Raw genomic sequence first — 14,605 nt, 5'->3', positions numbered from 1 at the left:
GTACGAAGGGTTCTCAGACGAGGGCGGCCAGCTTGCCCGCCAGCCGCTCGACGTAGGCGGCGATCTCGTCCTCGGGGCGGTCGGGGAGCCCGAACAGCACCTCGGTGACCCCCAGCTCGGCCCATTTGGCGAGCTTCTCGGGGATCGGCTTGAAGTCCAGCGCGACGATCTGCGGGGCGCCGTCGCGGCCGGCGGCCGCCCAGGTGTCCTGCAGCAACTTCACCGGCTCGTCGATGTCGAAGTCGCGCGGGGTGGTGATCCAGCCGTCGGCGCTGCGGGCGATCCACTTGAAGTTCTTCTCGTTACCGGCAGCGCCGACCAGCACGGGAATGTGTGGCTGCACGGGCTTGGGCCACGCCCAGCTCGGCCCGAACTTGACGAACTCGCCGTCGTAGGCCGCTTCCTCCTTGGTCCACAGCTCCCGCATGGCTTCGATGTATTCGCGCAGCATGGTGCGGCGCCTCGCGGGCGGCACGCCGTGATCGGCGAGCTCGTCGGTGTTCCACCCGAACCCGACGCCGAGGCTGACGCGTCCGCCGGACAAATGGTCGAGGGTGGCAATGCTTTTCGCCAGCGTGATGGGGTCGTGTTCGACGGGCAGCGCCACCGCGGTGGACAGCCGCACCCGCGACGTGACGGCGCACGCCGCGCCCAGGCTTACCCATGGGTCTAGCGTCCGCATGTAGCGGTCGTCGGGCAGCGAGGCGTCGCCCGTCGTCGGGTGCGCCGCCTCGCGCTTGATCGGGATGTGGGTGTGTTCCGGCACGTAAAAGGTCGTGAAGCCGTGTTCGTCGGCAAGCTTCGCGGCCGATGCCGGAGAGATGCCGCGGTCGCTGGTAAAAAGCACAAGCCCGTAATCCATGGAGAGAATTAGAACGTGTTCTACCTGCGCTGAGCAAGCCGCCGTCGTGGCGGCACGGATCGGCGTCCAAGCCGGTGGCCACGGCACCGGCGTTCCGAAGTGCGCTAGCGTGGTTGATCGATCGCGTCGCAACGCAACCGCCGGGCACGGCGTTTATGGAACGGCGCGCCCGCAAGCACAGCGTCGCGACGCAACTGTGGCGCCCGCAAAGGCACTTCAAGGCACTGGAAGCAACAGGAGGAGCCATGACCTACTCGCCCGGTAGCCCCGGATATCAGCCCGCATCGCCCGGGGGCTCCTACTCAGGTGCCACGCCGTCGTTCACCAAGGACGACGACGGCACGACGAAGCTCCCGCTTTACCTGAACATCGCGGTGGTCGTGCTCGGCCTGGCGGTATATCTGCTGAACTTCGGGCCGACGTTCACCATCGGCTCCGAGCTCGGCCCGGGCGTCGGCGGACGCGCCGGTGACGCGGGTACGGCGGTCATCGTCGCGGTGCTGGCCGCGCTGCTCGCGGGGCTGAGCCTGCTGCCCAAGGCCAAGACCTACGCCGGAGTCGTCGCGGTCATCGCGGTCCTCGGTGCGCTGCTGGCCGTCACCGAGACGATCAACCTGCCGGCCGGCGTCGCGATCGGCTGGGCGATGTGGCCCCTGGTCGCGTGCAGCGTGCTCCAGGCGATCGCCGCCGTCGTCGTCGTCCTGCTGGAGGCGGGCGTCATCACGGCGCCTGCGCCGCGGCCCAAGTACGACCCCTACGCCCAGTACGGCCAATACGGCCAGTACGGGCAGTACGGCCAGCAGCCCTACTACGGTCAGCCTGGCCAGCAGCAGCCGCAGCACCCCGGGTACGGGTCGCAGTACGGCGGCTACCCCGCCAGCCAGGCCCCGACCCAAAGCGCGGTTCCGACCGGCGGTTTCGGTGCCCAGCCGCAGTCCGGGCCCCAAGCGACCGCGCAACAAGGACCGTCCACGCCGCCCACCGGATTCCCCAGCTTCAGCCCGCCGCCCGCGGCCGGCTCGGGGTCCGAGGGTTCGGCGCCCAACTACTCCAGCCAGGGCGGGGGCCAGCAGCCGTACGGCCAGGAGCAGCAGCCGCCCTCGTCGCCGTCTGGTCCCGCGCCCTCCTAACCGTGCGCCCTCGCGCCTAGTCGGGACGTACGCCGAAGAGTGAAAAGGGTGTCGGAAGGCGCGGACAACCGGCCAGCGGGCGCTCGCCAGGCGCGTGACCTCGTCCGTGTGGCGTTCGGTCCGGCGGTGGTGGCGTTGGTCATCATCGCCGCGGTCACGTTGCTGCAGTTGTTGATCGCCAACAGCGACATGACCGGCGCGCTGGGCGCGATCGCCAGCATGTGGCTGGGCGTGCACCAGGTGCCGATCTCGATCGGCGGCCGCGAACTGGGCGTGATGCCGCTGCTGCCGGTGCTGCTCATGATCTGGGCGACCGCGCGCAGCACGGCGCGGGCGACCTCTTCGTATTCCTCGTGGTTGGTCGTCCGCTGGGTGGTCGCGTCGGCGGTGGGCGGTCCCTTGCTGATCGCGGCGATCGCCCTGGCCGTCATCCACGACGCGTCGTCGGTGATCACCGAGCTGCAGACGCCCAGCGCCCTGCGCGCGTTCACCAGCGTGCTCGTCGTGCATGCCCTCGGCGCCGCGATCGGTGTGTGGTCCCGGGTGGGGCGACGGGCGTTGGCGGCCTCGTCCCTGCCGTTTTGGCTCGGTGATGCCCTGCGCGCGGCGTCGGCCGGTGTGCTGGCGTTGCTCGGGCTTTCGGGCTTGGTCACGGCGGCGTCGCTGGTGGTGCATTGGGCGACGATGCAAGATCTCTACGGGATCACCGATTCGATATTCGGGCAGTTCAGCCTTACGGTGCTGTCGATGTTGTACGCGCCCAACGTCATCGTCGGCACCTCGGCGATGGCGGTAGGGTCCAGCGCCCACCTCGGCTTCGCGACGTTCAGTTCGTTCACCGTCTTCGGCGGCGACATTCCGGCGCTGCCGATCCTGGCCGCCGCGCCCCACCCGCCGCTGGGGCCGGTGTGGGTCGCCCTGCTCATCATCGGCGCGGCGTCCGGGGTGGCGGTCGGGCAGCAGTGCGCTCGGCGGGCGCTCCCGCTGATTCCGGCGACGGCCAAGCTTCTCGTCGCCTCCGTCGCGGGGGCGTTGGCGATGTCCCTGCTCGCATACGGCGGCAGCGGCCGGCTGGGAAACTTTGGCGATGTCGGCGTCGACCAGAGCGCCTTACTCATCGGGGTGTTCTTCTGGTTCTCGGTTGTCGGCGGGATCACCCTGGTGATGAGCGGCGGCGTCCGGGCCCGGCCCCGGCGGCCCAAGCCCGCGCCCGCCGCGCCCGAACAACCGGCGGACTTCGCCGGGGCCTTCGACGAGGCGGACGACGAACCGCCGCCGGATCTCGCCGATCCCGAGGAGTTCGCCGCGCACGACGCGCTGGTCGGCGACGACGCCGAGGCGGTGGGCGACGACACCTTGCCGCCCCCCGACGAAGGGCAGCCGACCGCGCCCGACCGCGAGCCCGACGAGTAGCTCCCACTAGGCTCTCTGCTTGTGGCCGAACCGCTCCATGTGCCCCCGAGCGCGCCGGCGCGGGTGGTGGTATTGGCATCGGGCACCGGATCGCTGCTGAGCTCCATGCTCGACGCCGCCGTCGGCGACTACCCCGCCCGCGTGGTCGCGGTCGGTGCCGATCGCGAGTGCCTGGCCACCGAGATCGCCGCGAGGGCGTCGCTGCCGACGTTCACCGCCCGGCTCGGCGATCACCCCGACCGCGCCGCGTGGGATGCGGCCGTCACCGAAGCCACCGCCGCGCACTCGCCCGATCTGGTGGTGTCGGCGGGTTTCATGAAAATACTTGGGCCCCAGTTTCTCTCGCGCTTCTACGGCCGGATCATCAATACTCATCCGGCTTTATTGCCGGCGTTTCCGGGCGCGCACGGCGTGGCCGATGCGTTGGCCTACGGCGTCAAGGTCACAGGTTGTACCGTGCACCTGGTGGACGCCGGGACGGACACCGGGCCGATCCTGGCGCAGCAATCCGTGCCGGTGCTCGACGGCGACAGCGAAGAGACCCTGCATGAACGCATCAAGGTCACCGAACGGAAGCTCCTGGTGGACGTGGTGGCCGAGATCGCGACCGGCGGCCTGACCCTGGTCGGAAGAACAGCGACGATCGGACGAAAGGCGACCAACCGATGAGCACCGACGAATGGCCGGAGACGGCGAAAAGACCGATCCGCCGCGCGTTGATCAGCGTCTACGACAAGACCGGGCTCGTCGAACTCGCCCGGGGGCTGGCGGACGCGGGCGTCGAGATCGTCTCGACCGGGTCGACGGCGAAGACCATTGCCGAAAAAGGGATTCCGGTCACGCGGGTCGAGGAGTTGACCGGCTTTCCCGAGGTGCTCGACGGACGGGTCAAGACGCTGCACCCGCGGGTGCATGCCGGCCTGCTGGCCGATCTCCGCAAACCCGAGCACGCCGCGGCGCTCGAGGAACTTGGCGTTGCGGCGTTCGAACTCGTCGTGGTCAACCTCTACCCGTTCAGCGAGACCGTCGACTCCGGCGCCAGCATCGACGAATGCGTCGAGCAGATCGACATCGGTGGGCCCTCGATGGTCCGCGCGGCCGCGAAAAACCATCCCAGCGTGGCGGTGATCACCGACCCACGCGGCTATGACGGCGTGCTCGCCGCGGTGCGGCACGGCGGCTTTACCCTCGCCGAGCGCAAAAAGCTGGCCGCGCTGGCGTTTCAGCACACCGCCGAATACGACATCGCCGTCGCGGGCTGGATGGAGTCGACGCTGGCGCCCGAGCACCCGCCGACGGCGTTCCCCAAGTGGCTGGGGCGCAGTTGGAACCGCTCGACGATGCTGCGCTATGGCGAGAACCCGCACCAGCAGGCGGCGCTCTACAGCGACCCCACCGCCTGGCCGGGACTGGCGCAAGCCGAGCAGCTGCACGGAAAAGAGATGTCGTACAACAACTTCACCGACGCGGATGCGGCCTGGCGGGCCGCCTTCGACCACGAACAGACGTGCGTCGCAATCATCAAGCACGCCAACCCATGTGGGATCGCCATCTCGTCGGAATCGGTGGCCGACGCGCACCGCAAGGCCCACGAATGCGATCCGCTGAGCGCCTTCGGCGGCGTCATCGCGGCCAACACCGAAGTCAGTCTCGAGATGGCCGAGTATGTGAGCACCATCTTCACCGAGGTCATCATCGCGCCGGCGTACGCGCCGGAGGCATTGAAAGCCTTGACGCGCAAGAAGAACATCCGGGTGCTGGTGGCCTCCGAACCGCTGACCGGCGGCACCGAGCTCCGGCCGATCAGCGGTGGCCTGCTGGTGCAGCAACGTGACGAGCTCGACGCGCACGGTGACAACCCGGCGAATTGGACGCTGGCGACGGGATCACCCGCCGACCCGGCCACGCTGACCGACCTGGTCTTCGCGTGGCGGGCTTGCCGGGCGGTCAAGTCGAACGCCATCGTGATCGCCGCCGGCGGCGCGACCATCGGCGTCGGCATGGGACAGGTGAACCGGGTGGACGCCGCTCGGCTCGCCGTCGAGCGCGGCGGTGACCGAGTCCGCGGTGCGGTCGCCGCATCGGATGCGTTCTTTCCGTTCCCCGACGGACTCGAGACGCTGACCGCCGCCGGGGTGAAAGCGATCGTGCACCCCGGTGGGTCGGTGCGTGACGACGAGGTGACCGCGGCGGCGGCCAGCGCCGGCGTCACGTTGTACCTCACCGGCGCCCGCCACTTCGCGCACTGAACGCTCGGCGCGTGGGGCCATTGGCCAACGCGTAGCGTGGAGTGGTGCCATCACCCAGCAATCTGCCCCGCACCGTCGGCGAACTGCGTGCCGCCGGCCATCGTGAACGGGGAGTCAAACAGGAAATCCGGGAAAACCTGCTGACCGCGTTGGCGGAGGGCGATGAGGTCTGGCCGGGAATTCTGGGCTTTGAGGACACCGTCCTGCCCCAACTGGAGCGGGCGCTCATCGCCGGGCACGACTTCGTCCTGCTCGGCGAACGTGGCCAGGGCAAGACCCGGCTCCTGCGCGCGCTGACCGGGCTGCTTGACGAGTGGACGCCGGTGATCGCCGGGGCGGAACTGGGCGAGCATCCCTATTCGCCGATCACGCCGGAGTCGATCCGCAAGGCCGCCACCCTGGGCGACGACCTGCCGATCGAGTGGAAGCACCGCAGCGAGCGCTACACCGAGAAGCTGGCAACCCCCGACACCAGCGTCGCGGACCTCGTTGGTGACATCGACCCGATCAAGGTTGCGGAGGGCCGCAGCCTCGGGGATCCGGAAACCATCGCCTACGGCCTGATCCCCCGCGCACACCGCGGCATCGTCGCGGTCAACGAGCTTCCCGACCTCGCCGAGCGCATCCAGGTGTCGATGCTCAACGTGATGGAGGAGCGCGACATTCAGGTCCGTGGCTACACGCTGCGGCTGCCGCTGGACGTGTTGGTGGTCGCGAGCGCCAACCCGGAGGACTACACCAACCGCGGCCGCATCATCACCCCGCTCAAGGACCGGTTCGGTGCGGAGATCCGCACCCACTACCCGCTGGAGCTCGAGGCGGAGGTGGGCGTGATCTTGCAGGAGGCGCACCTGTCCGCGCAGGTGCCCGACTACCTGATGCAGGTGATCGCCCGGTTCGCCCGGTACCTGCGGGAGTCCAACTCCGTCGACCAACGCTCCGGGGTGTCTGCGCGGTTCGCGATCGCCGCGGCCGAAACCGTGGCGGCGGCCGCCCGGCACCGCGGCGCGATGCTGGGGGAGACCGATCCGGTGGCCCGGGTGGTCGACCTGGGCACGGTGATCGACGTCCTGCGCGGCAAGCTGGAATTCGAGTCCGGTGAGGAAGGCCGCGAGCAGGCCGTCCTCGAACACCTGCTGCGCCGCGCGACGGCCGACACCGCGTCGCGGGTGCTCGGCGGCATCGACGTCGGGTCGTTGGTGTCGGCGGTCGAGGGCGGCTCCGCGGTCACGACCGGTGAGCGGGTTTCGGCCAAGGACGTGCTGGCCGCGGTTCCGGCCCTGCCGGTGGTGGAGAAAATCGCTGCCAAGGTCAACGCCCAGTCGGAGGGCGAGCGCGCCGCCGCGCTCGAACTCGCGCTGGAGGCCTTGTACCTGGCCAAGCGGATCGACAAGGTATCCGGAGAGGGCCAAACCGTCTATGGCTAGAGGCCATTCGTCGCGATACTCGGCGTACACCGGCGGGCCGGACCCGCTGGCCCCGCCGGTGGATTTGCGCGAGGCCCTCGAGCAGATCGGGCAGGACGTCATGGCCGGCACGTCGCCGCGCCGCGCGCTGTCCGAGTTGCTGCGCCGCGGCACCAAGAACATGCCCGGCGCCGACCGGCTGGCGGCGGAGGCGAACCGTCGCCGACGGGAACTGTTGCGCCGCAACAATTTAGACGGCACGCTGCAGGAGATCAAGAAGCTGCTCGACGAGGCGGTGCTGGCCGAACGCAAAGAACTGGCCCGCGCGCTCGACGACGACGCCCGCTTCGGCGAATTGCAGCTCGACGCCCTGCCGGCCTCGCCGGCCAAGGCCGTTCAGGAACTCTCCGACTACAACTGGCGCAGCAACGAGGCCCGCGAGAAGTACGACCAGATCAAGGATCTGCTCGGCCGCGAGATGCTGGATCAGCGGTTCGCCGGCATGAAGGAGGCCCTGCAGGGCGCCACCGACGAGGACCGCCAGCGCGTCAACGACATGCTGAACGACCTCAACGAGCTGCTGGACAAGCATGCCCGCGGTGAGGACAGCCAGCAGGACTTCCAAGGCTTCATGGACAAGCACGGCGAGTTCTTCCCGGAGAACCCGCGCAACGTCGACGAGTTGCTGGATTCCTTGGCCAAGCGCGCCGCCGCCGCGCAACGGTTCCGCAACAGCCTGAGCCCGGACCAGCGGGCCGAGTTGGATGCCTTGGCGCAGCAGGCATTCGGGTCTCCTTCGCTGATGCAGGCGCTGAATCGGCTGGACGCGCACCTGCAGGCCGCCCGGCCGGGGGAGGACTGGAGCGGGTCCGAACAGTTCTCCGGCGACAACCCGTTTGGGATGGGCGAGGGCACCCAGGCGCTGGCCGACGTCGCCGAGCTCGAGCAGCTGGCCGAGCAGCTCTCGCAAAGCTATCCGGGCGCCACCATGGACGACGTCGATCTTGACGCGCTGGCACGCCAACTCGGCGACCAGGCCGCCGTCGACGCCCGCACGCTCACCGAATTGGAGCGCGCACTGGTCAATCAGGGCTTTCTGGACCGGGGTTCCGACGGACAGTGGCGCCTCTCGCCCAAGGCGATGCGCAGGCTCGGCGAGACGGCGCTGCGCGATGTGGCGCAACAACTTTCCGGCCGACGCGGCGAGCGGGACCATCGGCGCGCGGGCGCGGCCGGCGAACTCACCGGCGCCACCCGGCCCTGGCAGTTCGGCGACACCGAACCGTGGCACATTTCCCGCACGCTGACCAATGCCGTACTGCGGCAGGCGGGAACGGCCGCGCCGGACGGCGCGGTCGGACAGCTGAAGATCACCGTCGACGACGTCGAGGTCTCCGAGACCGAGACGCGCACGCAGGCGGCGGTGGCGCTGCTGGTCGACACCTCGTTCTCCATGGTCATGGAGAACCGTTGGCTGCCGATGAAGCAGACGGCGCTGGCCCTCAACCATCTCGTGTGCACCCGGTTTCGCTCGGATGCCTTGCAAATCATCGCGTTTGGCCGCTACGCCCGAACGGTGACCGCGGCCGAGCTCACCGGTCTCGAGGGCGTCTACGAGCAGGGCACCAACCTGCATCACGCCCTGGCGCTGGCCGGCCGGCACCTCCGGCGGCATCCTAACGCGCAGCCCGTCGTCCTGGTGGTGACCGACGGGGAGCCCACCGCTCACCTGGAGGATTTCGAAGGTGACGGTACCACTGTGTTTTTCGACTACCCGCCGCATCCTCGGACCATCGCGCACACCGTGCGCGGGTTCGACGACATGGCCCGCCTGGGCGCGCAGATCACCATCTTCCGGCTGGGCAGCGACCCCGGCCTGGCCCGGTTCATCGACCAGGTCGCGCGGCGTGTCGAGGGGCGCGTGGTGGTGCCCGACCTCGACGGCCTGGGCGCGGCCGTGGTGGGCGACTACCTCCGGTCCCGCCGCCGCTAAGCCGCCAACGGACCCCCAACGGATAGGTGCTCACTCGACCGGGTACACGGAGCGAGAAGGAGGAGACGCATGAGCAAGATTCCAACGATCGAACTCAACGATGGTGTCGGCATTCCGCAGCTGGGCTTCGGCGTGTTTCAGATCAAGCCCGACGAGACCGCTGCGGCGGTCAAGACGGCGCTCGAGATCGGTTACCGGCATATCGACACCGCCGAGATGTACGGCAACGAAAAGGAAGTCGGGCAAGGCATCCGCGACGCCGGTCTCGACCGCGGCGACGTGTTCGTCACCAGCAAGCTCAACAACGGCTTTCACAAACCCGACGACGCGCGCCGTGCCTTCGACCGAACCCTGAAGGCGCTGGACTCCGACTACGTCGACCTGTTCCTCATTCACTGGCCGCTGCCCACCCTCTACGACGGCGACTTCGTCTCGACCTGGAAGGTGTTCGAAGAGTTCGCTCGCGACGGGCGCGCGCGCAGCATCGGCGTCTCGAATTTCCAAGTCGCACACCTGGAGCGGCTCGCCGCCGAAACCGACACCGTGCCGTCGGTCAACCAGATCGAGCTCCATCCGTACTTCGGGAACACAGAGGTCCGCGCGTATGGGCGCGAGCATGGCATCGCCACCGAGGCGTGGGCACCGATCGCGCAGGGCAAGGTGCTCGATGATCCGGTGATCAACCGCATCGCCGAGGCGCGGGGCAAGTCGGCGGCGCAGGTGGTGCTGCGCTGGCACATTCAGCGCGGCGACATCGTCTTCCCCAAGTCGGTGACCCCGGAACGGGTCAAGGAGAACTTCCAGCTCTTCGACTTCGAGTTGGATGATTCCGACATGGACGCGATCTCAGCCCTGGACAAAGGTGAAGCAGGCAGGAACGGGCCCAACCCCGATAAGTTCGACTACGTGCCCGGCTGACGCTAGCCGCGAGGCCTGCGGGCCTTGCGAATGATGCCGACGGCACCCCACAGGGAGAAGCCGCGAATGTTCACCTTCGGTGCGCCGGGGGTGCCCTGGCCGAGGACGCTGCGGTCGAAGTTGCCCATGACGCCGCGGCCGTGAATCTCGACGTTGACTTCGGGCGGCAGCAAAATCTTTGTCGCCCCCATGATCGACATCGCATGGATGTCGACCTCGGTCGAGGTGAAGTCGGCGTAGCGCAGATCCACCACGCCGTTGCCCCACAAGGCGAAGGTGGTCAGCTTCTTCGGCACGTTCCACCGGCCCCGCCGCTCGAACCCGCTCAACAGGGCCAGCAGCAGAGTGGACGGCGCCGGGTTGGGCTTGCCGCCCCGCCGCGGGTTGATCGGCGAACCCGGCAGATCGGCCCGGAGCTGATCCAACTCCTCATAGGTGGTCGCCGCATAGGCCCTGGTCAGCCGGTCTTCGTAGTCTTTCATCTGCAGCCGGCCCTGCTCGGCCGCGTACGCCAGCAACTGCGCGATCTGGATGCGATCGGTGTCGCCCGCGCGCGACGATTCGTCGCGCGTGTCCTTCGCATCGCGTTGCGCGGAGTTGCTCATCACCCACGAGCCTACGACGTCCGGCTATTGCCGCAAGAGGATTGGTCAAACTGCAACCTTGCCCCGCGCCGCCCGGTTCGTCCGGCGGCGCTTGTTTGACACCTGGCTAACTCGTCCAGCTCGGGGCGCGCTTTTGCAGAAACGCCATCATGCCCTCGCGGGCTTCGTCGGAGACGAAAAGCCGGGCCGATTCCTCAGCGAGGCGCTCGGCGTCGCGGTCGAACCCTTCCAGCACCGCCGCAGTGGTCAGCGCCTTGGATGCCGCCAGACCCTGGGGCGAACCGCGGCCCACATCGGCGAGCAGCTTCGCCACCGCGGCGTCGACGTCCTCGGCCGCCATCGTGATCAGCCCGATGTCCGCCGCCACGCCGGCGTCGAATGTCTCGCCGGTCAGGTAGTAGCGCGCCGCGGCCCGCGGCGACAATTTCGGCAGCAGCGTCAGCGAGATGATCGCCGGGGCGACGCCGATCCGGGCCTCGGTCAGGGCGAAGGTGCTGCGGGGGCCCGCGACGGCGATGTCGCAGGCACCGACCAAGCCGAACCCACCCGCGCGGACATGCCCGTCGATGGCGGCGATCACCGGCAGCGGCGAGGAGACGATGGCCCGCAGCAGCACGGTCATTTCCCGGGCACGCGCCACCGCCATGTCGAAGGGGTCGCCCCCGGCGGCCTCGCTCAAATCGGCACCTGCGCAGAAGGTGCCGCCGGTGTGACCGAGCACCACCGCTCGCACCGCCGGATCCGCCCGCGCATCGCGCAGGCCCTGGTGCAGCTGGGTGACCAGCGCGGTCGAGAGCGCGTTGCGGTTGTGGGGCGAGTTCAGCGTCAGCCACGTGAACGGGCCGCCGGTATCGGCAGGCCCTGCGTATTCGACCAGCGTTTCCATCAGTAGCTTCGGGGCAGGCCCAGCGACGTCTGCGCCACGAAGTTGAGCACCATTTCCCGGCTCACCGGGGCGATCCGGCCGAGCCTGGCCGAGGCGAGCATGGCGGCGACACCGTACTCCTTGGTCAACCCGTTGCCGCCCATCGACTGCACCGCCTGGTCGACCGAACGGGTAGCCGCCTCGGCCGCAGCGTATTTGGCCATGTTGGCGGCCTCGGCCGCGCCCGCGTCATCGCCGCTGTCGTAGAGTGCGGCGGCCTTCTGCATCATCAGCTTGGCCAGTTGCACCTCGATGTGGCACTGCGCCAGCGGGTGCGAGAGTCCTTGGTGCGCGCCGATCGGCGTACCCCACACCTGGCGGGTCTTGACGTAATCGGCGGCCCTGTCGAGGGCGAAGCGTCCCATCCCGACCGAGCTGGCGGCGCCCATGATTCGCTCGGGGTTCAGGCCGGCGAAGAGCTGCGCGATCGCCGCGTCCTCGGAACCGACCAGCGCGTCGGCCGGCAGCCGGACGTCGTCGAGGAAGACCTGGAACTGCCGCTCGGGGCTGACTAGCTCCATTTCGATTGGTGTGTAGGAGAATCCGGGGGCATCGGTGGGCACCACAAACAGTGCCGGCCGCAGCTTGCCGGTCTTAGCCTCCTCGGTGCGGCCGACCACCAGGACGGCCTGCGCCTGGTCGATACCGGAGATGTAGACCTTCTGGCCCTTGAGGATCCAGTCGCTACCATCGCGCCGGGCGGTGGTGGTGATCTTGTGCGAGTTGGAGCCGGCGTCCGGCTCGGTGATCGCGAAGGCCATGGTCAGGGTTCCGTCGGCAATCCCGGGAATCCAGCGCTTCTTCTGCTCTTCGGTGCCGAACTTGCTGATGATGGTGCCGTTGATCGCCGGCGACACGACCATCAGCAGCAACGCGCTGCCCGCCGCCGCCATTTCCTCCATCACCAGGGACAGCTCGTACATGCCGGCGCCGCCACCGCCGTACTCCTCGGGCAGGTTCACCCCGAGGAAGCCGAGCTTGCCCGCCTCCGACCACAATTCGTCGGTGTGCTCGTGCGCGCGTGCCTTCTTGAGGTAGTACTCGCTGCCGTAGTTGGCGGCCCACGCGGCGACCGACTTACGCAGGGCCTGCCGCTCCTCGCTCTCGATGAAGCTGGTGTCGGTCATTTACGAATCTCCTTCTGCTTGGGGCGATTCCACTCGTGCCAGGACGGCGCCCACCTCGACTTGCTGACCGGTACCGACGTTGAGCTCGGCGAGCACTCCGTCGGAGGGTGCGGTGATGGTGTGTTCCATCTTCATCGCCTCCAGCCAGATCAGTGGCTGCCCGGCGGTAACGGTGTCGCCGACCGCGGCGGCGAGGCGGATGACGTTGCCGGGCATGGGCGCTACCAGGGAGCCCTTTTCGACCGTAGAGCCCGGCTCCGGGAAGCGCGGCAGCGCGACCAGGTGAACGGGGCCGCGGGCCGAGTCGACGTAGACGTCGTCACCGTACCGCGCGATCGCGAACGTGTGCGCCACCCCGTCGTCCGCGAGAGTGACCTGATCGGCCGTGGCGGAAACCAGCTGCACCCCTGCGTCGTTCGGCAGTGCCAATCCGGTTCTGGTGAACCGGTATTCGATGTTTTGCTCGGTGTCACCGTCGTCACGATAGGCCTTGACCTGGTAGCCAGACGCCAGGTTTCGCCAACCGCTGGGGACGGCTCCGAGGACGGGCGCCGCCGCGCGATTATGGGCCGCCTCGGCCAGCGCGGCGGCGATCGCGGACAGCCGGACGACGGCGGCGTCTGCCAGCGGCGCCGACAATTTGTCCAGGCCGTGCGTGTCGAAAAACGCTGTGTCGGTGGCGCCTTCGAGGAATGCCGGGTGCCGCAGCACGTTGACCAGCAGCTCACGGTTGGTGCGCATGCCGTGCAGGCCGGCGCGGGCCAGCGCGTCGGCGAGTACGAGCGCCGCCTGCCGGCGGGTCGGGGCGTACGAGATGACCTTGGCCAGCATGGGGTCGTAGTGGATCGACACCGTGAAACCGTCGAGGATGCCCGAATCGAGGCGGATTCCGGTCCGGTGGCCGAGTGAGGCGAACTCGGTCCGAACCGCCGGTACGTCGATCCTGTGCATCACGCCGGCCTGGGGCTGCCAGCCGCGTGCCGGGTCCTCGGCGTAGAGCCGGGCCTCGATCGAATGCCCCTGGGCGGCAGGGGGTTCGGCGTCGAGTCGGCCGCCCTCGGCGATCATGAGCTGCAGTTCGACGAGGTCGAGCCCGGTGGTCTCCTCGGTCACCGGATGCTCGACCTGCAGCCGCGTGTTCATCTCCAGGAAGTAGAACTCTCCGTCGTCATCGGCGAGGAACTCCACCGTCCCGGCTCCGGCGTAACCGATGGCGCCCGCCGCCAGCCGCGCCGCTTCGAACAGCTTGGCCCGCATGCCCGGGGTGCGCTCCACCAGCGGCGAGGGGGCCTCCTCGATGACCTTCTGATGCCGGCGCTGAATCGAGCACTCCCGTTCCCCGACGGCCCAAACGGTGCCGTGGGTGTCGGCCATGACCTGAACCTCGATGTGATGCCCGGTGGGCAGGTACCGCTCGCAGAAGACGGTCGGGTCGCCGAACGCTGACTGCGCCTCGCGCCGGGCCGCCTCGACTTCGCCGGCGAGAGAAGACAATTCGCGAACCACCCGCATCCCGCGCCCGCCACCGCCCGCGGAGGCCTTGACCAGGACGGGCAGCTGCGCCTCGGTGACCGCGTCGGGGTCGAGCTCGTCGAGCACCGGAACCCCGGCGGCGGCCATCAGTTTTTTGGCCTCGATCTTGGAGCCCATCGCCCGTACCGCGTCCACCGGTGGCCCGACCCAGGTCAGGCCAGCGCCCTGCACGGCGGCTGCGAAATCGGCGTTCTCCGAGAGGAACCCGTAGCCCGGGTGGACCGCGTCGGCGCCCGCCGCGCGGGCCGCGGCGATGATCGCGTCGGCGTTCAGATAGTCGTTGGTCTTGGGCAGCCGCACCCGCGCGTCGGCCTCGACTACGTGCGGCGCGGCGGCGTCGGGGTCGGTGTAGACGGCGACCGTGCCCAGGCCCAGCCGCCGGCAGGTGGCGAACACCCGCCGGGCGATCTCGCCTCGGTTGGCGACCAGCACTCGAGTGACCAT

General features: G+C 68.9%; 12 protein-coding genes. 7 read left to right on the top strand and 5 right to left on the bottom strand.

Features of this window, described 5'->3' with window-relative positions; genetic code table 11:
* Positions 1–13: 13 nt before the first annotated feature.
* Positions 14–862 carry an LLM class F420-dependent oxidoreductase gene (locus tag A5750_RS20930; protein ID WP_066957480.1) on the bottom strand — a complete coding sequence of 283 codons (849 nt, stop codon included), beginning with the start codon at positions 860–862 and terminating at the stop codon, positions 14–16.
* Between the two features lie 245 nt (positions 863–1,107).
* On the opposite strand from A5750_RS20930, the gene A5750_RS20925 reads away from it, so the two are divergent.
* From A5750_RS20925 to A5750_RS20895, 7 genes are all read left to right on the top strand, one after another.
* On the top strand, positions 1,108–1,992 hold the full coding sequence (locus A5750_RS20925) for a DUF5336 domain-containing protein (RefSeq protein ID WP_066957800.1): 885 nt from the start codon (positions 1,108–1,110) through the stop codon (positions 1,990–1,992).
* Positions 1,993–2,031: 39 nt separating this feature from the next.
* On the top strand, positions 2,032–3,405 hold the full coding sequence (locus tag A5750_RS20920; protein WP_082959162.1) for a DUF6350 family protein: 1,374 nt from the start codon (positions 2,032–2,034) through the stop codon (positions 3,403–3,405).
* Between the two features lie 21 nt (positions 3,406–3,426).
* A complete protein-coding gene (purN, locus tag A5750_RS20915) occupies positions 3,427–4,074 on the top strand; it encodes a phosphoribosylglycinamide formyltransferase (protein ID WP_066957475.1) in 648 nt (215 codons plus the stop codon).
* Positions 4,071–5,654 carry a bifunctional phosphoribosylaminoimidazolecarboxamide formyltransferase/IMP cyclohydrolase gene (purH, locus tag A5750_RS20910; protein ID WP_066957474.1) on the top strand — a complete coding sequence of 528 codons (1,584 nt, stop codon included), beginning with the start codon at positions 4,071–4,073 and terminating at the stop codon, positions 5,652–5,654. Before purN ends, purH begins: the two co-directional genes overlap by 4 nt.
* 41 nt (positions 5,655–5,695) lie before the next feature.
* Positions 5,696–7,081, top strand: coding sequence for an ATP-binding protein (locus A5750_RS20905; protein ID WP_066957472.1), 1,386 nt, complete (start codon positions 5,696–5,698; stop codon positions 7,079–7,081).
* A complete protein-coding gene (locus tag A5750_RS20900) occupies positions 7,074–9,053 on the top strand; it encodes a VWA domain-containing protein (RefSeq protein ID WP_066957469.1) in 1,980 nt (659 codons plus the stop codon). The genes A5750_RS20905 and A5750_RS20900 overlap by 8 nt, the downstream gene beginning before the upstream one ends.
* 69 nt (positions 9,054–9,122) lie before the next feature.
* A complete protein-coding gene (locus A5750_RS20895; RefSeq protein ID WP_066957467.1) occupies positions 9,123–9,971 on the top strand; it encodes an aldo/keto reductase in 849 nt (282 codons plus the stop codon).
* 2 nt (positions 9,972–9,973) lie between these two features.
* Here A5750_RS20895 and A5750_RS20890 read toward each other — a convergent pair whose 3' ends face one another.
* From A5750_RS20890 to A5750_RS20875, 4 genes are all read right to left on the bottom strand, one after another.
* Positions 9,974–10,576: a DUF1707 domain-containing protein gene (locus A5750_RS20890; RefSeq protein ID WP_066957465.1), complete on the bottom strand. Its 603-nt coding sequence runs from the start codon at positions 10,574–10,576 to the stop codon at positions 9,974–9,976.
* 106 nt (positions 10,577–10,682) lie between these two features.
* A complete protein-coding gene (locus A5750_RS20885) occupies positions 10,683–11,462 on the bottom strand; it encodes an enoyl-CoA hydratase family protein (protein ID WP_066957463.1) in 780 nt (259 codons plus the stop codon).
* Positions 11,462–12,628: an acyl-CoA dehydrogenase family protein gene (locus A5750_RS20880; RefSeq protein WP_066957461.1), complete on the bottom strand. Its 1,167-nt coding sequence runs from the start codon at positions 12,626–12,628 to the stop codon at positions 11,462–11,464. Before A5750_RS20880 ends, A5750_RS20885 begins: the two co-directional genes overlap by 1 nt.
* Complete coding sequence (locus A5750_RS20875; RefSeq protein WP_066957459.1) at positions 12,629–14,605, bottom strand: biotin carboxylase N-terminal domain-containing protein; 1,977 nt, start codon at positions 14,603–14,605, stop codon at positions 12,629–12,631.

The organism is Mycobacterium sp. 852002-51613_SCH5001154, from assembly GCF_001667425.1.
GTDB lineage: Bacteria > Actinomycetota > Actinomycetes > Mycobacteriales > Mycobacteriaceae > Mycobacterium.
Note: the sequence above shows the minus strand (reverse complement) of the source record. Positions and strands in the feature narration are given on the sequence as shown.